Origin of the sequence: Klebsiella sp. GG_Kp173 (assembly GCF_040062415.1) — a bacterium.
Classification (GTDB): Bacteria; Pseudomonadota; Gammaproteobacteria; order Enterobacterales; family Enterobacteriaceae; genus Klebsiella; species Klebsiella quasipneumoniae.
The window spans coordinates 74,166-100,317 of sequence record NZ_JBEAFZ010000009.1; the positions used below are offsets into that span (position 1 = coordinate 74,166).

Genomic DNA, 26,152 nt, shown 5'->3' on the forward strand with positions numbered 1-26,152 from the left:
CACATGTCTGGTGGATTAGTTACAGCTGCATACATTGTTGCTGCAATCCTGTTTATTTTCAGCCTGGCGGGTCTGTCGAAACACGAAACCTCGCAGCAGGGCAACTATTTCGGCATCGCCGGGATGGCCATCGCCCTGATCGCCACTATTCTGGGTCCGGACGCTGGCAACGTCGGCTGGATTATCCTCGCGATGGTGATCGGTGGGGCAATCGGTATTCGTCTGGCGAAGAAGGTCGAAATGACCGAGATGCCGGAGCTGGTGGCCATCCTGCACAGCTTCGTGGGCCTGGCGGCGGTGCTGGTAGGGTTTAACAGCTACCTGCAGCATGAAACCGGCATGGAGCAGATTCTGGTCAATATCCATTTGACCGAAGTGTTCCTCGGCATCTTCATCGGCGCGGTGACCTTCACCGGTTCGGTAGTGGCGTTTGGTAAACTGCGCGGCAAGATCTCCTCCAAACCGCTGATGCTGCCTAATCGCCATAAGCTTAACCTGGCGGCGCTGGTGGTTTCCTTCATCCTGATGGTGATTTTTGTGCGCTCCGATAGCACCGGCACCCAGGTCCTGTGCCTGCTGGTGATGACCGCGATCGCGCTGGCCTTCGGCTGGCACCTGGTGGCCTCCATCGGCGGCGCGGACATGCCGGTAGTGGTCTCGATGCTCAACTCCTACTCGGGCTGGGCGGCGGCGGCGGCGGGCTTTATGCTGAGCAATGACCTGCTGATCGTCACCGGCGCGCTGGTGGGCTCTTCCGGCGCCATCCTCTCTTACATTATGTGTAAGGCGATGAACCGCTCCTTTATCAGCGTGATCGCCGGCGGCTTCGGCACCGATGGCTCCTCCAGCGGTGGCGATGAAGAAGTGGGCGAGCACCGCGAAATTAGCGCCGAAGAGACGGCGGAGATGCTGAAAAATTCGCACTCGGTCATCATCACCCCGGGCTATGGTATGGCGGTGGCCCAGGCGCAGTATCCGGTGGCAGAAATTACCGAGAAGCTGCGGGCGCGCGGCATTAAGGTGCGCTTTGGCATTCACCCGGTCGCCGGCCGTCTACCGGGACATATGAACGTCCTGCTGGCGGAGGCTAAAGTGCCTTACGACATCGTGCTGGAGATGGATGAGATCAACGATGATTTCAGCGATACCGACACCGTGCTGGTCATCGGCGCTAACGATACCGTCAACCCGGCGGCGCAGGATGATCCGAAGAGCCCGATCGCCGGCATGCCGGTGCTTGAGGTGTGGAAAGCGCAGAACGTGGTGGTCTTTAAGCGTTCGATGAACACCGGTTACGCCGGCGTACAGAACCCGCTGTTCTTTAAAGAGAACACCCATATGCTGTTCGGTGATGCCAAAGCCAGCGTCGATGCGATCCTGAAAGCGCTGTAATGTAACATTATTGTTTTACAACGTTTGTTTATAAGCCGTCTCCTGTGAGACGGCTTTTTTATATGCACAAGGATGCCAGGGATTGTTCATAAAATAAGCGACAAAAGGTGATATAATGTTCCGGTTTTTACATCAGACAGAGGATATTATGGATACCGAGTTAACCCCAACGCAGATGGCCATCGAATTCTTACGCCGCGACACCACCGTCATGACTCCAGCGCAGTATCTGAAAAAACTTAAACTGCTGGAACTGGAGTTTGCTGACCTGATGGCGCTCTCCTCGCTGGAGCTGAAAGAAGAGATCGATCTGGCCTGGCGTCTGGGTATCCACTGAGTCGTTCAGGATCGCCATGCCATGACGGGGCCGCAAGCGGCCCTTTTTTGTGCCTGAGGGAAAGCGGGCAAAAAAATCCCCCGCGAGGCGGGGGATGATGAACGTTCCGGGAGGGAAGATTAATCGTCGTCGTCGTCGTCCAGTTCCACCGGCGTCTGATAGGCCTCTGGTTTAAGCACCAGCAGATCGCAGCGCAGGTGGTCGACAACCTGCTCCGCGGTATTGCCAAGGAACGCCGCGGAGAGGCCGGTTCGTCCGACCGTACCCAGCACCACGATCCCCGCCTGCAGATGCTCGGCGAGATCCGGGATCACCTCCTCAGGCAACCCTTTTTCCACGTGGGTGAATTTCTCGTCAATGCCAAACTTCTGCCGCAGGGCTTTCATCGCCAGCAGATGCTGGCCGCGGATGGCGTCGTTGTAGACGCTGGGATCGAAATCCGGCAGCTCAATCGCGATATTGATCGGGGTGACCGGATAGGCGCCGATAAGGTGCACTTCAGTGTGGTTGACTTCTTCCGCCAGCGACAGGGTCTCGCGCACCAGCTTCTCGTTGAGGGTGTTGTGATAATTTTCTTCACTGGCCAGATTGACGGCGACCAGCGCTTTACCGCCTTCTGGCCATGGCTGGTCTTTCACCATCCAGACCGGGCAAGGGCACTTACGCAGCAGATGCCAGTCGGTCGGGGTGAAGATCACCGCTTCCAGCTTGTCGTGTTGGTGGGCCATCTTCAGCAGCAGGTCGTGTTTCTCACTGATCACTTCCTGAATAATGGCTTCGAAGGGGCGGTTGTGCCACACCACCTTCACGTCAATCGGCACACCGGATTCAAGATAGAATTTCGCCTGCTCGCGGATCCAGGCCGTTCGTTGGGCAATGACGCCCTGACGCATCGCCGTCCGTTCATCCGGCGACAACAGGGTGGTCATTTCATAAGAAAAATCATAGATCGGCAAAAAGGCTTTGATGCGTCCACCAATCCGTTGGTGCAGGTACACCGCTCGCCTTAGTGCCGGCTGGTCGTCCTGGTTAGGATCGATTACTACCAGCATGCTCTGATACTTCGCCATACAGGGTCTCCTTACAACTGCAGCTACCGTCAGTTATTAAAAAGATAACCTATATGGATGAATTGAAACAGGGGAGGAGCCTGGTCAGATCAACAAATCTGAAAAAATTGCCGATCCTGACCAGGTGTTGCGCGGAGATTAAGCGACGTTACGCGCCTGACCGGCCAGCTGGGCCAGCAGGTCGCCGTTTTCAATGGTGATGTATTTGCCTTTCACCGCCAGCATGCCGCTCTTCTGGAAACGCCCCAGCAGACGGCTGATGGTTTCGACGGTGAGGCCGAGATAGTTGCCAATGTCGCCGCGGGTCATGGTCAGACGGAACTCACGGGGAGAGAAACCGCGCTGCGCGAAACGGCGGGACAGGTTATAGATAAACGCGGCCAGGCGCTCTTCGGCGTTCTTTTTGGAAAGCAGCAGGATCATATCCTGGTCGCCTTTGATCTCACCGCTCATCAGGCGCATCATCTGCTGACGCAGATTCGGCATTTTTCCGGAAAGATCGTCGAGGGTTTCAAAGGGGATCTCGCATACCATCGACGTTTCCAGCGCCTGGGCGAAGCTCGGGTGCAGGCCGGTGCCGATGGCGTCAAAGCCCACCAGATCGCCCGCCAGGTGGAAGCCGGTAATCTGCTCATCGCCTTGCTCGGTGATGGTGTAGCTTTTGATGGTCCCGGAGCGAATGGCATACAACGATTTCAGCTCATCACCGGCTTTGAACAAGGTTTGACCTTTCTGGATGGGCTTTTTCCGCTCGATAATATTATCCAGCTGATCAAGCTCGTGCTCGTTCAGAGTAAAGGGGATGCAGAGCTGGCTGATACTGCAATCCTGACAATGGATAGCACAACCGCCAGACTGAATGCGTCGAATAATTCGCTTCTCAGGGATCATATGTCTGCTCAGGCCTTAATTGATATTGGTCAATTTTAACATCTTTTTGATGAGCAGGTAAGTCTTCAGGCTCTGAAACACGTAATATCAGCAGGGGAAATCAAAACAGGCTGATATCTGCTTGATTAAAAATAGATTATTCAGCCACATTTGATTGTAAAATTACCTGAAAATTCCAGAAAAGGCATTTTCAGTCAAAGCAACAGATAGCCCTCGTGGCGCAGTAGCCACTCTTTACGCTGCACGCCGCCGGCATAGCCGGTCATCGTACCGTTACGCCCGATGACCCGATGGCAAGGCACCACAATACTCACCGGGTTGGCGCCATTGGCGGCCCCCACCGCGCGCGCCGCGCCGGGACGACCGAGCGCTTCGGCCAGCTGACCGTAGTGCATCACCTGGCCGCAGGGGATATCGCGCAACGCCTGCCAGACCTGGCGCTGGAAAGGGGTGCCGGCGGTAGCGGTAGGCAGGGTCTCGATAACGGCCAGGTCGCCGGCAAAATAGTCGTTCAGCTTACTGCTGAGACCGCCCGGATTGCGGCAGTCAACGCGCTGATAGCCTTCCCGGCGATAGTGTACGTCGAGCAGGGTTTCCATCCGATCGCGGTGCTCGTCCCACTCGACGGCGCGTAAATTAAACTGTTCGTCGCAGAGTACCCACAGCGCCCCCAGCGGGGTATCCATTTTATCCTGCAGCAAGGTCAACATCGTTTCAGTCATCCACCATCGTACACGAGGGCCACACGATACCACGCGCCGGCGGCGGTCAACTATACTCCCAAAAGATAAACCCGTATCCCCGGCCGGCTTCCTGCGGCCTGTACGTTGATTTATTTGTGGATCGATCCTGGCGGGTTATCGGGCATGGTTTTTGCTACTTTTAAGCTGACGACGCCGGTCCTCCGCGCCGCTTTGCGCGCCTGGGAAGGTGCCACCGCGTCGTCGCGGCGCGGTTAATAACTCAGAGGTGGGGCTATGCAATATATACTGACTGGCGTAATCGTATTGATCTTCAGCGGCCTCGTTATCCACGGCCTCACGCTGTTGCTCGAACGCGGGTATCGCGCGCTTTTCGGCTTCTTCGCCGGAGCCGTAGATGTCCCCCGTAAGGTCAAAATGAAGGTGCCGCGTTAAGAGTAAGCAGCCGTCCCTGGCGCTTCAACGGCTTAAGGGAGCCGCGGATAAATGCCAGGGCCGATGGGCAGTCCTGCCAAATACCAGCCCACCAGCAACAGCAGCCAGACGGCGAGAAAAATCAGCGGGTAAGGGAGCACCAGCGAGTAGTAAGTCCCGAGGCGGGCGTCGGGTCGGTAGCGCTGTAAAAAACCGAGAAACAGCGGTACAAACGGTGAAACCGGCGCCAGCGGCAGCACCGATGAATCGGCGATGCGAAACAGGATCTGCGCAAACGCCGGGTGGAAGCCCAGCAGCATAAACATCGGCACGAAGATCGGCGCCAGAATCGACCAGATGGCCGAGCCGCTGGCGATAAACATGCACAGAAAAGCCGACAGCAGCGCCAGACCGACAAACGCCGGGACGCCGTTCATGCCGGCGCTCTCCAGCAGGTCCGTCAGGCCAACGGCCATAAACTTGCCCATATTGCTCCAGTTGAACATCGCCACGAACTGCGCCAGCGGGAAGACCATCACGATAAATCCAGCCATCTCTTTCATCGGCTCAATCATCAACTGCGGCAGATCGGCCTGACGGCGAATTTTGCCAGTGGCGATGCCGTAAGCCAGCGACACGACAAAGAAGAAAAAGATGATCAGCGGCACGATGCCTTTGATAAACGGCGAGGGCATCACCGTGTGCTGAACCGGATCGCGAAGAATGCCGTTTTCAGGAACCACCATCAGGGCGATGACCGCCACGAACGCCAGCGTTGCTACCCCGGCGATGCGCAGGCCGAAACGCTCCTCAGTGGTCAGGGTTTGCAGCTTTTCGTCGCGGCTGCCTTGCCACTGTCCCAGCCTCGGCTCCACCAGCTTGTCAGTGATTAAACCGCCGACGAGGGTCAGGAGGATCACCGAGGTCGCCATAAAGTACCAGTTGTCGATCACGCTGACGTGCAGAGAGGCATCGATGGATTTGGCCGCCTCGGTACTGATCCCGGAGAGCAGCACGTCGGTGGTGACGATCAGTAAATTGGCGGTAAAGCCGCAGCCCACGCCGGCTATCGCCGCCAGCAGGCCGGCGACCGGATGCCGACCGACAGCGAGAAACATCAGCGCCCCCAGCGGCGGCATGATCACCAGCGCGGCGTCGGAAGAGATATGGCTGAAAAAGGCGATGAATAGCACCATATAGCTGGCATAACGGGCGCTAACGTGGGAGGCCATCTTGACCATCAGCGCGGGCAACAGGCCCACCCGCTCGGCAAAGCCGGCGCCCAACACCAGGGCGAGGATCGCCCCCAGCGGCGCGAAACCGCTGAAGTTTTTAATCACGTTCGGTAAAAACCAGTGCAGCCCTTCCACGCTGAGCAGGTTTTTGACCACCACCCGCGACCCGTCCGCAGGGTTTTGCACCCCGACGTTGAAGGCGGAGAGTATCGCCGTGGCGGCGATCAGCGCCACGATAAGATAGATAAACAGCAAAAACGGGTGCGGGACCTTATTACCGATCTTCTCTACCCAGCCATAGCGCTTTCCGGTGGGGGAAGGCGACGGTATGGATGACATACTCATGGGCGTTCCTCTGTTGTCGTTGTTGTGTTGGGCAGGCCTGCTCCCTTACTGCCGGCGGTTATTATGGTCGGTGCGTGCCGCTATGCCGGTCAGCGTCTGTCAGGAGCGGTCTGGTCTTATGGTTATCGTAAAACCGACGGTCTCACCTCCGCCGGAATCGGGCAGCGGTAAGGATGTTCGGACAGCGCCTGCCAGAGCTCTCGCTGGCTGGCCTCCAGCAGCGCGTGGTCGCTGAATAAACGGATCGCCGTCGCCGCGAGGACTTTCCCCGCCAGCAGCATCCCTTTATGGGCGATGGCGGTGCGTCCCTGGCTCACCAGCTGCCAGCTGTGCAGCGGGGTACCCACCGCGAAGCAGGGGCTGAAGCATTGGGCCACCGGCGCTTTCCAGCTGACGTCGCCGACGTCGGTGGAGCCGGCGAGAATCGTATCCGTGGCCGCCCACGGCGCCACCTCATCAATCAGCAGCGTATCGCGGTGGCGACGAGCGAAGGTTTTCCCCGCCTCGCCGCCGGTGCCGGCGATATTGTTCAGGCTGTTGTTGATATCGTTGGCGCTGAGAGTGGCGCGGATCGCCGCGGCAAAGGCGCGATCGTCGTCGCTCCATGCCGGCGTGCCGTAATGCGCTACCGCCTGATACATCGCCGCTTCGAGCGTGCGGTTGGGCAGATAGCTGGAACAGGCTTTTTCAAAGCGGCAGCTGACGTGGGTCTCGGTCATCAGCGCGGCCCCCTGGGCAATCTTCTCAATGCGGGCGAAGATCTGCTCTACATCTGCCATCTCCGGGGCGCGGATCAGATACAGCACTTCCGCCTGGGCCTGGACGACGTTGGGCGAGACGCCGCCGGTATCGGTAATGGCGTAATGAACCCGCGCCTTCTCGATAATATGTTCATTCAGGAAGTTACTGCCGGTGGTCATCAGGGTGACCGCGTCCAGGGCGCTTCGCCCCAGGTGCGGCGAATTGGCGGCGTGGGCGGCGGTGCCGGTAAAGCGCCACGCCGCCTGAATGTTGGCGAGAGTGCGGGTGCTGAACATCCCGGCCCAGGCCTCCGGATGCCAGGTGAGGGCCGCATCGACGTCATCAAACAGCCCTTCGCGCACCATGAACGTTTTGCCCGAGCCGCCTTCTTCCCCCGGGCAACCGTAGAAGCGCAGGGTACCCGCGCCGCCGTGCTGCTGCAGCCATTTTTTGGCGGCAACCGCCGCGGCGAAAGCCGCTGTCCCGAGCAGATTGTGCCCGCAGCCGTGACCGTTGCCCCCCGGCGTTGACGATGTCGGCTGCGCGCAATGGGCCTGTTGGCTGAGACCCGCCAGGGCGTCAAACTCGCCCAGCAGGGCAATAACCGGTTGGCCCTCGCCGACGCTGGCGATAAAAGCATTGGGGATCCCGCCAGCATCACGGGTGAGCTGGAAACCTTCCGCTTCCAGGGCGTCCGCCAGCCGCCGGGCGGACCAGAACTCCTCAAAGCGCGTCTCCGGGTGGTCCCAGATATCATCGGCGATGGCGCAATAGGTCTCGCGGCTTGCCTCAACTACCTCTTCAACAAACTGAAAAATCGGGTCCATCACACCCCCCGCTGCCAGGGAAAGTTAAGCGCGACGCGCGCCAGGGTGTCGACCGCGACCGTCATTACGCTCTCGTCGAAGTCAAACTTCTCGTTGTGATGACCGGCACTCAGTTCGGTGCCGAATATCATGTATGACGCAAGGCCGCCGCGCGCCTGGACCCGGGCCATCATCAGGGTGGCGTCTTCCGATCCCGCCGGGGCGGCGATGCGATCCACCGCCTGCTGCACGCCGGGCACCCGCGCGGCCTGTTCGCGCAGGTACGCCACCCACGCCGGCGACGGGGCGCTGGCGGTGGCGGCCCCCATCATGCGTAACTCGTACCCGGCTTGATACATCGCCGCGGCCCCGGCGATGACGTGCTGCGCCCGGTCAAAAACATACTGGTTGATGGCTTCGCTTTCGCCGCGGGTTTCCACTTTTAACAGAGCCGAGGAGGGCACCACGTTGCGTCCGGTGCCGGCCTGCATCACCCCGACGTTGACCCGCGAAGCGCCGGCGCTGTGCGGTGGGATGGCGTGCAGGGCAAGGGCGGCCTGGGCGGCGGCGAGCAGCGCGTTGCGCCCATCTTCAGGCTTGCCGCCGGCATGAGCGGCCACGCCGCTGAACTGCACATCGAATTTGGTGGTGGCCATAAAGTTGTCGCCACCGCACACCACGGTGCCGACCGGGACGCCGGTGCCGATATGGATGGCGGTAAAATAGTCCACCTCGTCCACCACGCCGGCGGCCACCATCGCGCGGGCGCCGCGGGTACCCTCTTCAGCAGGCTGGAAAATCAGTTTAATGACGCCATTGAGCTGGGCGACATACTGCTTGAGCACATGCGCCAGCCCCAGCCCGATGGCGGTATGCCCATCGTGGCCGCAGGCGTGCATCATGCCGGCGTTGCAGGAGGCGAAATGGTCGCGATGGGGGCGATGGCTGTCATCGTGCTGCTCATTGAGGTCGAGGGCGTCCATGTCGACGCGAAAGGCCAGGGTTGGGCCGGGACGTCCGGTGTCGAGCGTCGCCACCATGCCGGCGAACCCGCCTTCAAACGCCGGCAACCAGCGTTCCGGCGCCCCTTGCTCGCGGGCGCGCTCGAAAGCCTGGGCCAGGGTCTCCTCATCCGGCAGCCCCATCCGGCTGTCGGCATCGATGACGTCGCGCCCCAGCGCCAGCTGGTAGCCGAGCCCGTCGAGGATCTCCGCCACCTTACTGGCGGTGCGAAACTCCAGCCAGCCGGATTCAGCGTGCAGGTGAAAATCGCGGCGCCATTGGGTCATGGCTGGCGCCAGCTGGCGCAGGTATTCATCAAGTTGCGGCATAGCTTATCCTGTCATAAGTAAAAAATGTGATGGCGTTCACGATGTGATAGCTTTTATTTATCACTGACACGCTACAGGTCTTAACGCTCTTAACCTGCCACAGCCTGATGGATTACAGTAGATGTCATTTTCTTGCGTCTGATAAACAACGGTTATCACCAAAAGCATGGCCTTTCAGATCAAATTTCATCAAATTCGCGCCTTCGTCGAGGTGGCCCGGGAAGGGAGTATTCGCGGCGCCAGCCGCTCGCTGGCGATCTCGCAGCCGGCCTTGACCAAAGCGATTAAAGAGCTCGAGGAGGGGCTTTCCGCTCAGTTGTTCGTCCGCCGCCGCCAGGGGGTGGCGCTGACTGACAATGGCGAAAGTTTTTATCAACATGCGAGCCTGATCCTTGAGGAGCTGCGGGCGGCGCAGGATGAACTGCTGCAGCGTCAGGGAGAGCAGGCCGGGCAGATCAATATTGGCCTTGGCGCCAGCGTCGCCCGGTCGCTGATGCCGTCGGTGATCTGCCGCTTTCATCAGCAGCATCCTCAGGTGAAGGTGCGGATCATGGAGGGCCAGCTGCTGGCGATGATCAATGAGCTGCGCCAGGGAGAGCTGGATTTCACCATCAATACCTACTATCCCGGGCCATACGACCATGAGTTCAGCTTTGAAAAACTGTTTGAGAAACCGTTCGCGGTGTTCGCTCGCGTGGGGCATCCGGCGGCGCAGGCCACCTCGCTGGTGGAGCTGATGGATCACCACTGGACCATGCCGACGCCGCGCGGCAGCTACTTTAAACAGCTGCAGGACAGGTTTAATCAGGCCGGGCTGGCGCCAAAGGTGAATATTGTGTGCGAGACCTTCTCGTCGTGCATCAGCCTGGTGGTGAAAAGCGATTTTCTCAGTATCCTGCCGGTGGAGCTCGGCAACGATCCGCTGATGGCGGACAAGCTGATGATGATCCCCGTCCGCGAAGCATTGCCGACGGCGGCCTATTTTCTGATCCAGCGGCGCGACACCCGACAGACGCCGCTAACGGCGTCATTAATCACCCTGTTTCGCCGTCAGAGTCGACAATGGTTTTCTTAACCGCCCGTCACGCTCACTTTGCCAGCAGACGGGGCTAAACGCATTGAGGGGGGAGCGCGAGGCGGCTATAGTAGCTGGCGACAGCCGCTGGAGGAGAGCCCATGAACCTTGATGACAAATCCCTGTTTCTTGACGCCATGGAAGATGTCCAGCCCCTGAAACGTAACAATGACGTGCACTGGCATCCCGGGCGCAACAGTCGCGCCCCGCAGCGCGTCGACACCCTGCAACTGGATAATTTTCTCACTACCGGCTATCTCGATATCGTACCGCTCGCCACGCCGCTGGAGTTTAAGCGTGAAGGGCTGCAGAGCGGCGTGCTGGATAAGCTGCGGCGGGGGAAATACGGCCAGCAGGCGAGCCTCTCCCTGCTGCGCCAGCCGGTGGAGCAGTGCCGGCAGATGCTCTTCGCCTTTATGGTGCAGGCGCAGAAAGAGGGCTTACGCAATGTGCTGATCGTTCACGGCAAAGGCCGCGACGATCAATCCCACGCCAATATCATCCGCAGCTATCTGGCGCGCTGGCTGGAAGAGTTGCCGGAGGTGCAGGCCTTCTGCGCCGCGCTTCCGCACCACGGCGGCAGCGGCGCCTGCTATGTCGCGCTGCGTAAATCGGCCGAAGCGAAGCAGGAGACCTGGGAGCAGCACGCCAAGCGCAGCCGTTAGCGCATCAGCAGCGTCAGCTCGCGGGCGGCTTTTTGCAGCTCCGGCAGCACGCGGTCGATCATTTCGCGGGCCGACATCTGGCCCGCATGCACCCCGACGTTCAGCGCCGCCTGCACCTGACCCTGGGCGTTAAACAGCGGTACCGCGAGGGAGCGCAGGCCCATCTCCAGCTCCTGATCGTTGAGGGCATACCCCTGTTGATGCACCCGTTTCAGTTCGGCGCGCAGCTTCGCCACCGAGTCCACCGTCTGCGGGGTATAGCGGATCATGGTTACCCTGGCCAGCATATCGTTGAGCTTCTCCTCTGGCTGATGGCTGAGCAGCACCCGGCCCATCGAGGTCGCCCACGCCGGAAGGCGGCTGCCGATATCGAGGTCGATGGTCATGATCCGCGAGCTGGAGGCGCGGGCGATATACAGAATATCGTCGCCATCGAGGGTGGCGATGGAGCAGGACTCGTTGAGCATTTCGCTCAGATGCCGCAGCACCGGCTGCGCCGAACGCGCCAGCGGCGTCGAGGCCAGCCAGGCGTGACCGAGGGACAGGATCCGCGGCCGTAGCTGAAAGTTTTTACCGTCTTCGGCATAGACGAACCCCAGCTTGCTCAGGGTATACAGGCAGCGGCGCACCGCGGCGCGCGGAATACCGGTCTTCTGACTGATCTGTGAGATAGACAGCAGGGGCCGCTGCGGCGTGAATGCCTGAATGACCTCCAGGCCGCGCGCCAGCGAGGCCATAAAGTTAGGATCGCCCTTAAACGGATCGCCGTCGCCGGTCAGTAAATCGTCTGGATGCTTATCCATTTCTGTTCCCCATATTTGCCATCGATCACATTCTTTCGCTAAAGATAACCGATGTTCGATTATCGCACCATATTTCGATTATCGCCCTTGACCGACATCGTTAAGCGGGTCACATTTTGTGCGAACAACGAATAAAAGTGCGATTACCGCACATCAATGGAGCGACCTGATGATTGATAAAAGCGTATCGACGCTGAGCGAGGCCATCGCCGGGATCCACGACGGGGCGACTATTATGATCGGCGGCTTTGGTCCTGCCGGCCAGCCGACCTTTCTGATTGACGCCCTGATAGACCAGGGCGCCCGCGACCTGACCATCATTAACAACAACGCCGGTAACGGAGAAGTGGGGCTCGCGGCGCTGCTGAAGGCTGGCCGGGTGCGCAAAATGATCTGCTCCTTCCCGCGCCAGGTCGATTCACAGATTTTTGATGACCTCTATCGCCGCGGCAAAGTGGAGCTTGAGCTGGTGCCGCAGGGCAACCTCGCGGCGCGGATCCAGGCCGCCGGCGCCGGGCTGGGCGCGGTCTTTACCCCCACCGGCTACGGCACGCCGCTGGCGGAAGGGAAGGAGACGCGGGAAATCGACGGCCGCCACTATGTGCTGGAGTATCCGATCAAAGCCGATTTCGCGCTGATTAAAGCTCACCAGGGCGACCGTTGGGGCAACCTGGTGTATCGCAAGGCGGCACGCAACTTTGGCCCGATTATGGCGACGGCGGCGAAAACCACCATCGTTGAAGTCTCGCAGCTGGTGTCGCTGGGCGACCTCGACCCTGAACACATTATCACCCCCGGCATTTTCGTCCAGCGCCTCTTCTCGCTGGAAAACCTGACTGCCGCACAACGCGCCTGAGGAACCCGAGATGCAAAAACTGACCCGTGACGAAATGGCCCAGCGCGTGGCCCGCGATATCCCCGAAGGCGCTTACGTTAACCTCGGTATTGGCCTGCCGACCCGGATTGCCAATTACCTGCCCGCCGACAAAGAGGTGTTCCTGCATAGCGAGAACGGCCTGCTGGGCATGGGGCCGAAACCGCTGCCTGGCGAAGAAGATCCGGAGCTGATCAATGCCGGAAAAGAGTACGTCACCCTCCTGCAGGGCGGCTGCTATTTCCACCATGGCGACTCCTTTGCCATGATGCGCGGCGGCCATCTCGATATCTGCGTGTTGGGGGCCTATCAGGTCTCCGCCAGCGGCGATCTCGCCAACTGGAGCACCGGCGCGCCGGACGCTATCCCGGCGGTCGGCGGGGCGATGGATCTGGCCATCGGCGCTCGCCAGGTGTTTGTGATGATGGACCATCTGACCCGCGACGGCGAGTGCAAGCTGGTGGAACAGTGCAGCTATCCGCTGACCGGGGTCGGCTGCGTTAGCCGGATCTATACCGACCTGGCGGTGATCGACATTACCGACCGCGGCCCGGTGGTGCGGGAAATCTTTAACGGTCTCTCTTTTGAAGAGCTGCAGCGCATCACTCCGGTGACGCTGACCTTTGAACAACTGGCGGAAAGCGCGTAAGGAACCTATGATGAATCAGGCATTTATCTGTGATGCGGTGCGTACACCCTTTGGCCGTTTTGGTGGTACTCTGGCGACGATGCGCGCCGATGACCTCGCGGCGCTGCCGCTGAAAGCGCTGCTGGAGCGTAACCCGGGGCTGGATCCCTCGCGCATTGACGATGTGATTCTGGGCTGCGCCAACCAGGCCGGGGAAGACAACCGCAACGTGGCGCGCATGGCGCTGCTGCTGGCCGGGCTACCGGAGAGCGTGCCCGGTAGCACCATCAACCGCCTGTGCGGCTCCAGCCTCGACGCGATCGGCGTCGCGGCGCGGGCGATTAAAAGCGGTGAAACGCAGCTGATGATCGCCGGCGGGGTGGAGAGCATGTCCCGGGCGCCGTTTGTGATGGGTAAAGCGGAGAGCGCCTTTAGCCGCAACATGCAGATGGAAGATACCACCATCGGCTGGCGCTTTATTAACCCGCAGATGAAAGCCTTGTACGGTGTCCATTCCATGCCGGAGACGGCGGAAAACGTCGCCGATGAGTTTGCCATTTCCCGCGCCGATCAGGACGCGTTCGCTCTACGCAGTCAACTGCGCGCCGCCGCGGCCCAGGAGGCAGGACGCTTCGCCGATGAGCTGATCGCCGTCCAGGTGCCGCAGCGCAAAGGCGAGCCGCTGCGGTTTAGCCGCGATGAACACCCGCGCAGCACCTCGCTGGAGGCGCTGGCTAAACTGCGCGGCGTGGTGCGCGCCGACGGCAGCGTCACCGCCGGGAATGCCTCCGGCGTTAACGATGGCGCCTGCGCGCTGCTGCTGGCCAGCGAAACCGCGCTGGCGGCCAACGATCTTCAACCGCTGGCCCGGGTGGTCGGCGTGGCGACGGCGGGGGTGGCGCCGCGCATTATGGGCTTTGGCCCGGCGCCGGCGGTGCGGAAGGTGCTGGCGCAGACCGGCCTGACGTTAGCCAAGATGGATGTCATCGAGCTGAATGAAGCCTTCGCCGCCCAGGCGCTGGCGGTGACCCGCGATTTGGGCTTACCGGACGATGCCGCCCATGTGAACCCCAACGGCGGGGCGATCGCCCTGGGGCATCCGCTCGGCGCCTCCGGCGGCCGCCTGGCGATGACCGCGGCTTACCAGCTGAAACGGACCGGCGGCCGCTACGCGCTGTGCACCATGTGCATCGGCGTCGGGCAGGGGATCGCCCTGATTATTGAACGTGTTTAAGGAGCCAGAATGAGTTTGTTGACCCCGATGCTGCGCAGCAGTCCGCTGACCGACTGGTTCAGCGACGCGCAGCGGGTGCAGGGCATGCTGGATTTTGAAGCGGCGCTGGCCCAGGCGCAGGCCGCCTGCGGCATGGTGCCGACGGCGGCGGTCGGGCCGATTGTCGCCGCCTGCCGCCACGAGGCGATCGATTTTACCGCCCTCGGCGAGGCGGCGGTGGGGGCGGGAAATCTGGCGATCCCGCTGGTGAAACAGCTGACGGCCCAGGTAAAAGCGCGGGATCCGGACGCCGCGCGCTACGTTCACTGGGGCGCCACCAGTCAGGACGCTATCGACACCGGGCTGGTGCTCCAGCTGCGCGGGGCGCTGGATGCCGCAGAGCGACTCCTTGAACGGCTGTTGGCGGCCCTCGCCGGGCAGGCGGATCGTTATCGCGATACCGTGATGCCGGGCCGGACCTGGATGCAGCACGCGCTGCCGGTGACCTTTGGCCTGAAGCTGGCGGGTACCCTCGACGCGCTCCTGCGCTGGCAGCAGCGGCTGCGAGAGATGCGTCCGCGTCTGCTGGTGCTGCAGTTTGGCGGCGCCGCGGGAACCCTGGACGCGTTGAAAGCGCAAGGACCGGCGGTTGGCCAGGCGCTGGCGCAGAATCTCGGTCTGACGCTGCCGGACACCCCGTGGCACAGCCAGCGCGATCGGCTGCTGGAGGCGGGCGCCTGGTTCGCCGGGGTCTGCGGCACCCTGGGGAAATTCGCTAACGACTTCTCCCTGCTGATGCAGACCGAAGTGGCTGAGGTGGGCGAGCCGGTAGCGGAAGGGCGCGGCGGCTCGTCGACGATGCCGCATAAGCGCAATCCGGTGGCCTGCGCGGCGATCCTGACCGCCGCCCAGCGCACGCCGGGGCTGATGGCGACCCTCTACGCCTGCCAGATTCAGCAGCACGAGCGGGCGCTGGGCGGCTGGCAGGCGGAGTGGGAGACCCTGCCGGAGCTGATTACCCTGGTGGGCGGGGCGCTGGCGCAAAGCGAGGCGCTGGTGCGCGACATGCAGGTCTTCCCGCAGAAGATGCGCGCCGATCTCGATATCACCCACGGGCTGATCATGGCTGAGGCGGTGACCCTGGCGCTGGCGGAATTCATCGGCAAAGCCGAGGCGCATCATCATATTGAGGCGCTGTGCCGTCAGGCGCTGGACCGCCACTGTCCACTGGTCGAGCTGCTCGCGGCGGATCCGCAGGTCAGCCAGTATCTCTCCCGCGAACGCTTAACCACGCTGCTGGACCCGGCAACGGCGACCGGCAGCGCCGAACGCTTTGTGCGCCAGGTGCTGGCGCGTTATCAGGAGCAACATGATGAATCTTGATTATCAACTCGACGGACCGGAAGGTGCGCCGGTTATCGTTCTCTCCAACTCGCTGGGCACCACCCGGGCGATGTGGCAGCCGCAGATTGAGGCGCTAACCGCCCATTTCCGAGTGCTGCGCTACGACACCCACGGCCACGGTAAAACGACGAAAAATGGCAAAGTGACCCTCGCCCAGCTGGGGGAAGATGTAATTGCGCTGCTAGATCATCTGAATATCGACCGGGCCTGGTTCTGCGGGATTTCGATGGGCGGTCTGACCGGTCTGTGGCTGGGCCGCTTTGCGCCAGAGCGTTTTTATGGTCTGGCCGTCGCCAACACCGCGGCGCGCATCGGCGATCAGGCCAGCTGGCTGTCGCGGGCGCGGGCGGTACGCCAGGAAGGAATGGCGGTGGTGGCCGCCGGGGCGGCGGACCGCTGGTTCACCCACGCGTTTCGCCAGAAGGCGCCGGAGGTGGTGGAGGCCCTGTGTCACCAACTGACCCATACCGATGCCGAAGGCTATGCCGCCTGCTGTGAGGCGCTGGCCGCCGCCGACCTGCGGGGCGAAGTGGGGCAGATCCCGCTGCCGACGTTAATCATCGCCGGGGAAAGTGACCCTGTCACCACGGTCGCTGACGCCAATTTTCTGCAGCAGCAGATCCCCGCTTCCCAGGTGGTGGTTCTGCCGGCATCGCATCTGTCAAACATTGAGGCGGCGAAAAGCTTTACTTCAGCGCTGCTGAGCTTTTTCCAGGGAGAACGCCATGGAGGATAAACAGCGCTACCAGGACGGAATGGCTGTGCGGCGCAAAGTGTTGGGCGACGCCCACGTCGACCGTACCCTGCAGCATCTGACGCCGTTGAATGACGAGTTTCAGGACTTTATCACCCGCTACGCCTGGGGTGAGACGTGGACGCGTCCGGGGCTCGACCACCACACCCGCAGCATGATCACCATTGCCATGCTGATCGCTCTCAATCGCGAGGCGGAGCTGAAGATGCATCTACGCGCGTCGTTTAACAACGGGGTGACCCGCGATGAGCTGAAAGAGCTGATCATGCACTCTGCGCTGTATTGCGGGCTGCCGGCGGCCAATGCCACGATGCATCTGGCGCAGCAGGTGTTTGACGACATCGACGCCGGGCGGGGTTAAGTCGTCGTCCGAGTCGGATTGCCCGGCAGTTGTTGTAGGCCGGGTAAGGCGTAGCCGCCACCCGGCGAAATAACGGCACAACCGGAAATGTCCCTGTTCGCACTATGTTTGGTAGGGCCATAACGTTTGGCAGGGCTACAACCTCTATGTTAATTCCGGGCAGATTGCGCTCCCGGTTGATCTTCTGCGTTATGTCTCTTATGGCGCAGGGAGCGCACAGGGGGCGGCCAGTCGCCGCAGCCCCCTGTACCCCCGGGCTCCGGCCAGCAAAATCGCCACTGCGTGGTGCCTTCGACTTATCCCTGCAGGCATCGGGTCGGGCCGAGGCAGCGTCCCTGCAAAACACGGCCCTCAGCCCGCATCCATGCGGGCTGCCCCGGCCTTCCGGGAACGTCTCAGCGATTTTGAGGCCGCCAGCATCGGCAGTTTCAGCAACAATGGTGAATAAATTAACGGCAGGTCGTACGTACATAGGCCGGGTAAGGCGTAGCCGCCACCCGGCATAATGGCGGGTACGGCGCCGATAGATTGCGCAGCGGCGCTGCGCTTGCCGGGCCTGCGAAGTGTAAGCTTGCGAGAGGATCCTGTAGGCCGGGTAAGGCGTAGCCGCCACCCGGCCACATTCCCGCTACGTTAACCCTTATTTCTCAGGCTCCTGCGGCGCGACAGCCGGGGCGGCGTACCAGGCTTCCTGCGGCACCACCACTGCGGCTCGGGGCTGCATCACATAGTTCGGCGACATAATCTGCACCCCGAATTCGTTAAACACATCAATAATGCTGCTGTGTAACGCGTTACGGCCATCTGGCAGCTTCGTCGCGGGTAATAAGCGCACCTGCAGCTCATACGAGGTGTACCAGTCGAGCAACCCCAGCTTACGCACCACCGGCGCAATTTGCTGATCGACACCGGGGGTGCGTCTCGCCGCCAGCTCCAGCAGCGCATGAACCTGGCGCCAGGGCGTATCGTACCCGATGGTGACGCTGGTAGTGAGATTGAACCCGCCGTCGCTGCTCTCGGCGCTGAGATTGACAATCTTGCCGCTCACCACCACCGCGTTCGGTACCGTCACGATGTAATTCTCACGGGTGAGGATCTTGGTCGCCAGCACGCCAATCTCGCTGACCTGTCCCTCATTGTCAGCGAGGCGGATCCAGTCGCCTTTACGCAGCGCCCTGGAGTAGATTAGCACCAGGCCGCTCATCGCATGGTTCATTACCCCGGTCGAGCCGAGGGTCAGCATCAGGCCGAAGAACACGCTGATGCCCTTGAAGGCAAGGGAGTTGGCGCCGGGAAGAAACGGGTAGGCGGCGGAGAGGGCGAACAGCCAGATGACCACTGAGATAAGCCGACGGGTAGCGCTCACGGTCTCCGGATGAATGCCGGGAACCTGAATGCGGCCGGCGGCGACCTGGTTGAGAACCACTTTCACCAGGCGAATGATGAGCCAGGTAATGAGAAAAATAAGCACCACGATCATCAGCCCCGGCAGGGAAGCGACAATCGACAGCGAGATATCGCGGATCACCCCCAGCGACCAGTCACCCAGCGATTCACTCCATACGCGCGTCCAGGGAAACAGACTGAAGGCCCAGCTCAGCCAGATGTAACAGGCCAGGACACCGACGAGGATCGCCAGCGCGGCATACAATCGGACCTCGATATTGCCGAGAAAGCGCCGCCAGTGCTGAGGAATAGCGCTGCGCTTTTCGAGGATCCGCAGCTGGAAAAAGCGCCGTACCCGCCGCCAGGCGCGGAAAGCGCCGTAGTAAAACAGCGCCAGCAGCAGCGCCCCGGCGAGGGCCTTACCGGCGGAGATCAGCAGATAGCGTTGATTGAACTGTTCCTGCAGGCCGGTGCGCTGGGCTTCCATCCGCGCCAGCACCCGCTGGGCCGCCTGGTCGAGGGTTAAGTCATCGCCCTCGTCGAGATCCGCCTGGCTCAACAGCAGCACCGGTTTGCCGTTCATCAGAAACAGCCGTCCCGGCTGACCATAGCGAATAACCGGCACGATCCGCAGCGGCTGGCGAATATCATCCTCGGTAAATGCGCGCAGGGCGCTGCGGGTGCGCAGCACGCGCTCTTCTGGCGTCGTCTGGCCAAAGGTCGCCTGCAACATCACTACCGGCTGGTGGAAAATATATACCGTGCGCGCCTTTTCGAGAGCGGTTGGCTGCTGCCGAGGCTCTGCGGCCAGCGCCGGCTGTAACGCCAGCAGCGCCAGTACCCAGAGGATAACCACGCTTATCCTGTTCATAGAAGCACCTGAGAAAGAGAATTATTGTTATTTTTCAGCAAGCAAGGTAGGACTTGTAGTTGAGCATAGCCTGGCAGGAAGTGAATTCAAGCTGGCGCGGCGCGGGCATAAAAAAAGCCGTCACCTGAACGGCGACGGCCTGCTGTTAGCGCCAGAAGGGGGTGTTAGCCGTGCTGTTTACAGCCAGCGCACTGCTTGTTCTGGATCTGCTGGAAGAAATCGTTGCCTTTATCGTCGACGAGAATAAACGCCGGGAAATCTTCCACTTCGATTTTCCAGATAGCCTCCATCCCCAGTTCCGGGTAGGCCACGCACTCGAGGCTCTTGATGCTCTGTTGCGCCAGCACCGCCGCCGGGCCGCCGATGCTGCCGAGGTAGAAGCCGCCGTGTTGGTGGCAGGCGTCGGTGACCTGCTGGCTGCGGTTGCCTTTCGCCAGCATCACCATGCTCGCGCCGTGGGACTGCAGCAGATCGACGTAAGAGTCCATGCGGCCAGCGGTGGTCGGGCCGAGGGAGCCGGAGGCGTAACCGGCAGGCGTTTTGGCCGGGCCGGCGTAGTAGATCGGATGATCTTTCACGTACTGCGGCAGTTCCTCGCCGTTGTCGAGCAGCTCTTTCAGCTTAGCGTGCGCGATATCGCGGGCGACGATAATGGTGCCGTTGAGGCTCAGGCGGGTGGAAACCGGATGGGCAGATAGTTGCGCCAGGATCTCGCTCATCGGCTGATTCAGGTTGATGCTGACCACCTTGCCTTCGCCCTGCTGACGCAGATGTTCAGGGATATATTTTCCTGGATTGCTCTCCAGCTTCTCAATCCAGATGCCGTCGCGGTTGATTTTGGCTTTGATGTTGCGGTCGGCGGAGCAGGAGACGCCCATGCCGATCGGACAGGAGGCGCCGTGGCGCGGCAGGCGGATCACCCGGATATCGTGGGCGAAGTATTTGCCGCCGAACTGCGCGCCGAGGCCGAGGTTCTGCGCTTCCTGCAGCAGTTCCTGTTCAAGCTGCACATCGCGGAACGCCTGACCGTGCTCGTTGCCTTCGGTCGGCAGGCCGTCGTAGTAGCGGGTGGAGGCCAGCTTGACGGTCTTCAGCGTCGCTTCCGCCGAAGTCCCGCCGATGACAAAGGCGATGTGGTACGGCGGGCAGGCGGCGGTACCGAGGGTGCGCATCTTCTCGACCAGATAGTTTTTCAGCTTCGTCGGGGTGATCAGCGCTTTGGTTTCCTGATAGAGATAGGTTTTATTGGCGGAACCGCCGCCTTTCGCCATGCACAGGAATTTATATTCGTCGCCGTCTACGCTGTAGAGATCGATCTGCGCCGGCAGGTTGGTGCCGGTGTTGACCTCTTTATACATATCCAGCGGGGCGTTCTGTGAGTAGCGCAGGTTATCTTCGGTATAGGTGTTGTACACGCCCTGCGCCAGGGCGGCTTCGTCGCCGCCGCCGGTCCAGACGCGCTGGCCTTTTTTACCCATGATGATGGCGGTGCCGGTGTCCTGACAGGTGGGCAGGACGCCTTTGGCGGCGATTTCCGAGTTGCGCAGGAACTGCAGGGCGACATACTTATCGTTATCGCTGGCCTCCGGGTCGAGCAGAATCGAGGCCACCTGCTGCTGATGGGAGACGCGCAGCATAAAGGCGGCATCGTGGAAGGCCTGTTGCGCCAGCAGGGTCAGCGCCTGCGGTTCCACTTTCAGCACTTCCTGGCCGTCAAACTCGGCGACGGAGACGTGCTCTTTGCTGAGCAGATAGTATTCGGTATCGTCGTGCGCCAGCGGGAATGGATCCTGATAAACAAACGGTTTAGTCGACATAATCACTTACTCCATAAAGATAAAAACCGCCGGGGTGCTCCCGGCGGTTATGAATCAGAACATCATGGACATCCACGGATAGCCAATCAGCAGCAGGGCGGCCAGGAAGATGGCGCCAAAGATGGTGCCGAGGCGCCAGTAATCTTTGGTCGGCAGATAGCCGCTGCCGTAGTAGATCGGGCTCGGGCCGGTACCGTACGGGGTGATGATCCCCATCACGCCCAGCGAGGTCACCATCAGCAGAACGAACACTTCCATATTCATTCCCGGAATGGTGGCGGCGATGGTCAGCATGGCCGGCAGCAGCGCGGTAGTGTGCGCGGTGGTGCTGGCAAACAGATAGTGCAGCAGGTAGAACGCCAGCAGCAGGACGATGGTGGCCATCCCCGGGGAGATACCGCTCATCAGCGCGCCGCCCTCTTTACCCAGCCAGGCGATAAAGCCGGTGGAGGAGAGGCCATCGGCCAGCGCCACCAGGGTGGCGAACCAGACAAAGGTGTTCCACGCCGCTTTATTGTTGGTGATATCGCTCCAGGAGAGCACGCCGGTCCACAGCATCAGCACGATAACCAGCAGGGCGGCCAGGGCCGGTTCAATCCAGTCGGCGGCGAAGATCCACATCATCAGCGCGAAGCAGACGAACACCAGCAGCAGGATCTCATTGCGCGACAGTTTGCCCAGTTTTTCCAGTTCACGAGCGGCCCACAGCGGCACTTCATTATTGACTTTCACTTCCGGCGGGTAGAACCAGTAGGCCAGCAGCGGCATGGTCAGGATCAGCAGTACGCCAAGCGGCAGGAAGGCGATGAACCAGGTGCCCCAGGAGATATTGATACCGACGATGCTTTTTACCAACGCCAGCGCCAGCAGGTTCGGCGCCAGTGCCGACAGGAACATCGAGCTGGTGATACAGGCGGCGGTGATCGCTACCCACATCAGATAGGAACCGATTTTACGCGCGCTCGGATCGTTCGGTTTTGAACCGTACAGCGGCGGCAGGTTGGCGATAATTGGGTAAATGGTGCCCCCGCTGCGCGCCGTATTCGACGGCGTAAACGGCGCCAGCAGCAGATCCGCGAAGGTGATGGCGTAGCCCAGCGTCAGGCTGCGACGGCCGAGATATTTCACCAGAATCAGCGCCAGGCGGCGGCCGAACTGGGTTTTATCGTAGCCGGCGGCGAACATAAAGGCGCCGAAGATAAGCCACACGGTGGAGTTGCCGAAGCCGCTCACCGCCCACTTAAAGGAGGCGCCAGCCATTTTGAAGCCGGGTGCGGCCATCTGTTCCGGGCTGAACAGCAGCCACTGACTGCACAGGGCGATGACCACCACGCCGGTGATGCCGATAACGGCGCCAGGCAGTGGTTCAAAAATCAACCCGACGATCACCCCGACGAAGATAGCGAAGTAGTGCCAGGCGTACGGCGGCAGGCCGTCCGGGACCGGGACGAAGAGTAACAGCACAGCAACGATAATCGGCAGCGCCATCATCAGGAGACGTTTTTTATTCGCAGTCGTTGGATTGACTGCACCGGCAGGCGGTATGGTTGTCTTTTTCTCTTTCATAATGAGTATCTGCAAGTTGTTGAAAATAACGTTTCCGCCAGCGATGCGCTCAGTGATTTCTTTAATTACAAAAGTTACTTTAGTTTTTGTTTTGCGTTTCTGAGTATCGTCGTGGCGATTATTTAACGCGGTTTGATGGGCGTTAAATTAAATTTGTTGGTTATTTATATATTGCGCTTTCAATGGTCGTTGCAATTGATCGAGATCAAGAAAAGCAGGTGATCTCACTATTTTTTTATTTTCGATATAACCCTATCTGATGAGGTGTTATTTTGGCGAAAATATCGATAAATGTTAAAATAAAAAATGTACAACTAATGCTTTTTTTACTCTATGCATGTGTATGTCTTTGAAATAATGACAAATAATTTTGATGGCTGGTCGTTTTGAATGTTAACGCAAGTATCTAAAATGTTATCCTTCATTTGTATTATGTAAATGCTATTTATTATTTTAATAATACAATAGGGGTAGCGATGTTATTGCTGGGGTTAAATAGTTTTATAACTAACGTAATTGATTTGGTAACTAAAAAAGTCGCTATATTATTAGCATGGCAACAGGAATTAAAAAAACACAACCATTAATGATTCCGTCACCCCATTCTGAATTTTTAATATTTCAAAATCTGGAGCGTAACTTATGACCAGTAACGAACGTATTTTGCAGCCATTTACTTTACCAAATGGTACGGAGCTGAAAAACCGTTTGCTGATGGCGCCGATGACCACCTGCACCGGTTATTTCGACGGGACTGTCACCAGCGAGCTGGTGGAGTACTACCGCGCCCGCGCCGGCAGTATCGGCACCATTATTGTTGAGTGCTGCTTTATTGATGACTACGGTCTGGCCTTCCCGGGCGCTATCGGTATCGATAACGATGAAAAAATCGCCGGCCTGGCGAAAATCGCTGAAGCAATTAAAGCGGAAGGTTCGAAAGCGATTCTGCAGATCTATCACGGCGGCCGCATGGTCGACCCGCAGCTGATTGGCGGACGTCAGCCCGTGGCGCCGAGCGCCATCGCCGCCCCGCGTGAGGGCGCCGCGATGCCGCGGGCGCTGAGCGGAGAAGAAGTGGAGGGGATGATCGCCAAGTTTGGCGAGGGCGTCCGCCGCGCTATCCTTGCCGGCTTCGATGGGGTCGAAATTCACGGCGCCAACACCTACCTTATTCAGCAGTTCTATTCGCCAAACTCCAACCAGCGCGACGACGAATGGGGCGGTAGCCGCGACAATCGCGCCCGTTTCCCGCTGGCGGTTCTCGACATCACCCATAAAATGGCCCGCCAGTACGCTGACGATGCCTTTATCATCGGCTACCGCTTCTCGCCAGAAGAGATGGAGGTCCCGGGGATCCGCTTCGATGACACCATGTATCTGCTGGAAAAACTGGCCGCTCGCGGCGTCGATTATCTGCACTTCTCGGTGGGCGCGACCCTGCGTCCCTCTATCGTCGATACCAGCGACCCGACGCCGCTGATCGAGAAATACTGCGCCATGCGCTCTGACACTCTGGCTCAGGTGCCGGTGATGGGCGTCGGCGGGGTGGTTAACGTTGCCGATGCCGAGCTGGGCCTCGATCACGGCTATGACCTGATCGCTGTGGGCCGCGCCTGCATCGCCTATCCTGACTGGGCGGCTCGTATCGCCGCGGGTGAAGAGCTGGAGCTGTTTATCGACAGCACCCAGCGCGAAGCGCTGCACATTCCGGAACCGCTGTGGCGCTTCTCGCTGGTGGAAGCGATGATCCGCGACATGAGCATGGGCGACGCTAAATTTAAGCCGGGGATGTTTGTTGAAACCGTTCAGGATGACGCCAATGAACTGGTGATCAACGTCAGCCTCGAAAATGACCATATCGCCGATATCGAACTGGCGGCGAGCCCGGTGCAGACCGTGGAGTTCACCACCAGCTTCGAAGAGATCCGCGAACGTATTCTCACCGCCAATACCCCGCACGTCGACGCCATTTCCGGGGCCACCAGCCAGAGCGAGGCGGTGAAAAAAGCGGTCGCCAAAGCGATGCTGAAATCGAGCAAAGCGCTGGCGGCGGAAGAGGGCGGCAATGACGCCGCGCCGAAAAGCTATGATGTGGTGGTCGTCGGCAGCGGCGGCGCCGGCCTGGCGGCCGCCATTCAGGCTCACGACGAAGGCGCCAGCGTGCTGATCGTCGAGAAAATGCCGACCATTGGCGGGAACACCATCAAGGCTTCCGCCGGGATGAACGCCGCGGAGACCCGCTTCCAGCGCGTGAAAGGCATTCAGGACAGCAAAGAGCTGTTCTATCAGGAAACCCTGAGGGGCGGGCACAATAAAAACAATCCGCAGCTGCTGCGCCGCTTTGTGGAGAATGCCCCGCAAGCCATTGAATGGCTGGCGGACCGCGGCATTATGCTTAATGATATCACCACCACCGGCGGGATGAGCATTGACCGCACCCACCGTCCGCGCGACGGGTCAGCGGTCGGCGGCTATCTGATTAGCGGCCTGGTGCGCAACATCACCAAACGCGGCATCGACGTCCTGCTGGATACCTCGGTGGAAGAGATCCTGATGAGCGGCGATGAAGTCAGCGGTGTGCGTCTGATCAACGACGAAAACGAGATCGTAGAGATCCAGACTAAAAGCATTGTGGTGGCCACCGGCGGCTTCAGCGCCAACAGTGCGATGGTGGTGAAGTATCGTCCTGACCTCGAAGGCTTCGTCACCACCAACCACAAAGGGGCCACCGGGAGCGGTATCGCGCTGCTGGAGCGCATTGGCGCCGGTACCGTGGATATGGGCGAAATTCAAATCCACCCGACCGTTGAACAGCAGACCTCCTATCTGATTTCCGAGTCGATTCGCGGCGGCGGGGCGATCCTCGTCAACCAGCAGGGTAACCGCTTCTTCAACGAAATGGAGACCCGCGATAAAGTCTCCGCGGCGATTATCGCCCTACCGGAACACTATGCGTACATCGTCTTTGACGAACATGTGCGGGCGAAAAACAAAGCCGCCGATGAGTACATCGCCAAAGGCTTCGTCACCAGCGCCAGCTCGCCGCGTGAACTGGCGGATAAACTGGGGATGGATTACCATGCCTTCCTCGCCACCCTCGAGTGCTACAACGGGGCGGTGGAAAAACAGCATGATGAACAGTTTGGCCGTACCACCGCGCTGCGCGCGCCGATTAACGAAGGTCCGTTCCATGCCATCCGTATCGCCCCGGGGGTGCACCACACCATGGGCGGCGTGACCATTAACACCGATGGCGAAGTGCTGGACGTTGCCCGGCAGCCGATCCGCGGCGCCTACGCCGCCGGTGAGGTGGTCGGCGGGATCCACGGCGGCAACCGTATCGGTGGTAACGCGGTGGCGGATATCATCATCTTCGGCACCCTCGCGGGTCGCCAGGCGGCGAAACGCGCCAGAGGATAAGACGTAATTGCTGATGCCGGGCTGGCGCTCTCGCCGCCCGGCTTATCCCTTC

General features: G+C 60.1%; 22 protein-coding genes. 12 read left to right on the forward strand and 10 right to left on the reverse strand.

Annotation, left to right across the window (positions count from 1 at the left end):
• Positions 1-3: 3 nt before the first annotated feature.
• Together pntB and ABLU50_RS07890 are read left to right on the forward strand one after the other, a co-directional pair.
• Positions 4-1,392, forward strand: coding sequence for a Re/Si-specific NAD(P)(+) transhydrogenase subunit beta (gene pntB / locus ABLU50_RS07885; RefSeq protein ID WP_004887040.1), 1,389 nt, complete (start codon positions 4-6; stop codon positions 1,390-1,392).
• 148 nt (positions 1,393-1,540) lie between these two features.
• The gene (locus tag ABLU50_RS07890; protein ID WP_004887037.1) at positions 1,541-1,729 is read left to right on the forward strand and encodes a YdiH family protein; all 189 of its coding nucleotides are present in this window, start codon (positions 1,541-1,543) and stop codon (positions 1,727-1,729) included.
• Positions 1,730-1,848: 119 nt separating this feature from the next.
• On the opposite strand, the gene uspE is transcribed toward ABLU50_RS07890, so the two are convergent.
• The 3 genes from uspE to ogt all read right to left on the reverse strand — a co-directional run bounded on the left by uspE (position 1,849) and on the right by ogt (position 4,400).
• The gene (gene uspE / locus ABLU50_RS07895) at positions 1,849-2,799 is read right to left on the reverse strand and encodes a universal stress protein UspE (RefSeq protein WP_004887033.1); all 951 of its coding nucleotides are present in this window, start codon (positions 2,797-2,799) and stop codon (positions 1,849-1,851) included.
• 138 nt (positions 2,800-2,937) lie between these two features.
• Positions 2,938-3,690, reverse strand: coding sequence for a fumarate/nitrate reduction transcriptional regulator Fnr (fnr, locus tag ABLU50_RS07900; RefSeq protein WP_004887031.1), 753 nt, complete (start codon positions 3,688-3,690; stop codon positions 2,938-2,940).
• Between the two features lie 194 nt (positions 3,691-3,884).
• On the reverse strand, positions 3,885-4,400 hold the full coding sequence (ogt, locus tag ABLU50_RS07905) for a methylated-DNA--[protein]-cysteine S-methyltransferase (RefSeq protein ID WP_004887029.1): 516 nt from the start codon (positions 4,398-4,400) through the stop codon (positions 3,885-3,887).
• Positions 4,401-4,667: 267 nt separating this feature from the next.
• On the opposite strand from ogt, the gene ABLU50_RS07910 reads away from it, so the two are divergent.
• A complete protein-coding gene (locus ABLU50_RS07910) occupies positions 4,668-4,826 on the forward strand; it encodes a phosphatidate cytidylyltransferase (protein ID WP_087832873.1) in 159 nt (52 codons plus the stop codon).
• A gap of 32 nt (positions 4,827-4,858) precedes the next feature.
• Here the strand turns inward: ABLU50_RS07910 and abgT are convergent, their stop codons facing one another.
• The 3 genes from abgT to ABLU50_RS07925 form a co-directional block, all read right to left on the reverse strand.
• Positions 4,859-6,385, reverse strand: coding sequence for a p-aminobenzoyl-glutamate transporter (gene abgT, locus ABLU50_RS07915; RefSeq protein WP_080846653.1), 1,527 nt, complete (start codon positions 6,383-6,385; stop codon positions 4,859-4,861).
• 122 nt (positions 6,386-6,507) lie between these two features.
• Positions 6,508-7,953 carry a M20 family metallopeptidase gene (locus ABLU50_RS07920; protein ID WP_087832874.1) on the reverse strand — a complete coding sequence of 482 codons (1,446 nt, stop codon included), beginning with the start codon at positions 7,951-7,953 and terminating at the stop codon, positions 6,508-6,510.
• On the reverse strand, positions 7,953-9,263 hold the full coding sequence (locus ABLU50_RS07925; RefSeq protein WP_087832875.1) for a M20 family metallo-hydrolase: 1,311 nt from the start codon (positions 9,261-9,263) through the stop codon (positions 7,953-7,955). Before ABLU50_RS07925 ends, ABLU50_RS07920 begins: the two co-directional genes overlap by 1 nt.
• Positions 9,264-9,429: 166 nt before the next feature.
• On the opposite strand from ABLU50_RS07925, the gene ABLU50_RS07930 reads away from it, so the two are divergent.
• Positions 9,430-10,338, forward strand: a complete 909-nt coding sequence (locus ABLU50_RS07930) for a LysR family transcriptional regulator (protein ID WP_087832876.1) — start codon at positions 9,430-9,432, stop codon at positions 10,336-10,338.
• A gap of 101 nt (positions 10,339-10,439) precedes the next feature.
• Complete coding sequence (gene smrA, locus ABLU50_RS07935; protein WP_004887017.1) at positions 10,440-11,003, forward strand: DNA endonuclease SmrA; 564 nt, start codon at positions 10,440-10,442, stop codon at positions 11,001-11,003.
• Here smrA and ABLU50_RS07940 read toward each other — a convergent pair.
• Positions 11,000-11,806 (reverse strand): IclR family transcriptional regulator C-terminal domain-containing protein, encoded by an 807-nt coding sequence (locus tag ABLU50_RS07940; protein ID WP_049116847.1) that lies wholly within the window; start codon positions 11,804-11,806, stop codon positions 11,000-11,002. The genes smrA and ABLU50_RS07940 overlap by 4 nt on opposite strands.
• Positions 11,807-11,975: 169 nt before the next feature.
• Here ABLU50_RS07940 and ABLU50_RS07945 point away from each other — a divergent pair, with 169 nt between their 5' ends.
• From ABLU50_RS07945 to pcaC, 6 genes are read left to right on the forward strand one after another with little or no spacing between them, the layout of a single operon-like run.
• Complete coding sequence (locus tag ABLU50_RS07945; protein ID WP_004887011.1) at positions 11,976-12,662, forward strand: 3-oxoacid CoA-transferase subunit A; 687 nt, start codon at positions 11,976-11,978, stop codon at positions 12,660-12,662.
• Positions 12,663-12,672: 10 nt separating this feature from the next.
• A complete protein-coding gene (locus tag ABLU50_RS07950) occupies positions 12,673-13,329 on the forward strand; it encodes a 3-oxoacid CoA-transferase subunit B (protein WP_004887008.1) in 657 nt (218 codons plus the stop codon).
• Between the two features lie 10 nt (positions 13,330-13,339).
• Positions 13,340-14,542 (forward strand): 3-oxoadipyl-CoA thiolase, encoded by a 1,203-nt coding sequence (pcaF, locus tag ABLU50_RS07955; RefSeq protein WP_087832877.1) that lies wholly within the window; start codon positions 13,340-13,342, stop codon positions 14,540-14,542.
• A 9-nt stretch (positions 14,543-14,551) separates the two neighbouring features.
• Entirely contained in the window at positions 14,552-15,904 is a 1,353-nt protein-coding gene (locus tag ABLU50_RS07960; protein ID WP_087832878.1) for a 3-carboxy-cis,cis-muconate cycloisomerase, read from the forward strand.
• Positions 15,894-16,661 carry a 3-oxoadipate enol-lactonase gene (pcaD, locus tag ABLU50_RS07965; protein ID WP_004887001.1) on the forward strand — a complete coding sequence of 256 codons (768 nt, stop codon included), beginning with the start codon at positions 15,894-15,896 and terminating at the stop codon, positions 16,659-16,661. Before ABLU50_RS07960 ends, pcaD begins: the two co-directional genes overlap by 11 nt.
• Complete coding sequence (gene pcaC / locus ABLU50_RS07970; RefSeq protein WP_004886998.1) at positions 16,651-17,040, forward strand: 4-carboxymuconolactone decarboxylase; 390 nt, start codon at positions 16,651-16,653, stop codon at positions 17,038-17,040. Before pcaD ends, pcaC begins: the two co-directional genes overlap by 11 nt.
• Before the next feature lie 640 nt (positions 17,041-17,680).
• Here pcaC and ABLU50_RS07975 read toward each other — a convergent pair.
• The 3 genes from ABLU50_RS07975 to ABLU50_RS07985 all read right to left on the reverse strand — a co-directional run bounded on the left by ABLU50_RS07975 (position 17,681) and on the right by ABLU50_RS07985 (position 22,680).
• Positions 17,681-19,297 carry a mechanosensitive ion channel domain-containing protein gene (locus tag ABLU50_RS07975; protein ID WP_117434978.1) on the reverse strand — a complete coding sequence of 539 codons (1,617 nt, stop codon included), beginning with the start codon at positions 19,295-19,297 and terminating at the stop codon, positions 17,681-17,683.
• A gap of 164 nt (positions 19,298-19,461) precedes the next feature.
• Entirely contained in the window at positions 19,462-21,114 is a 1,653-nt protein-coding gene (gene fumA / locus ABLU50_RS07980) for a class I fumarate hydratase FumA (RefSeq protein WP_048294808.1), read from the reverse strand.
• A gap of 54 nt (positions 21,115-21,168) precedes the next feature.
• Complete coding sequence (locus ABLU50_RS07985) at positions 21,169-22,680, reverse strand: anion permease (protein ID WP_049092623.1); 1,512 nt, start codon at positions 22,678-22,680, stop codon at positions 21,169-21,171.
• A 642-nt stretch (positions 22,681-23,322) separates the two neighbouring features.
• Between ABLU50_RS07985 and ABLU50_RS07990 the strand changes: the two genes are divergently transcribed.
• Complete coding sequence (locus ABLU50_RS07990; protein ID WP_032455986.1) at positions 23,323-26,100, forward strand: flavocytochrome c; 2,778 nt, start codon at positions 23,323-23,325, stop codon at positions 26,098-26,100.
• Positions 26,101-26,152: the final 52 nt, after the last annotated feature.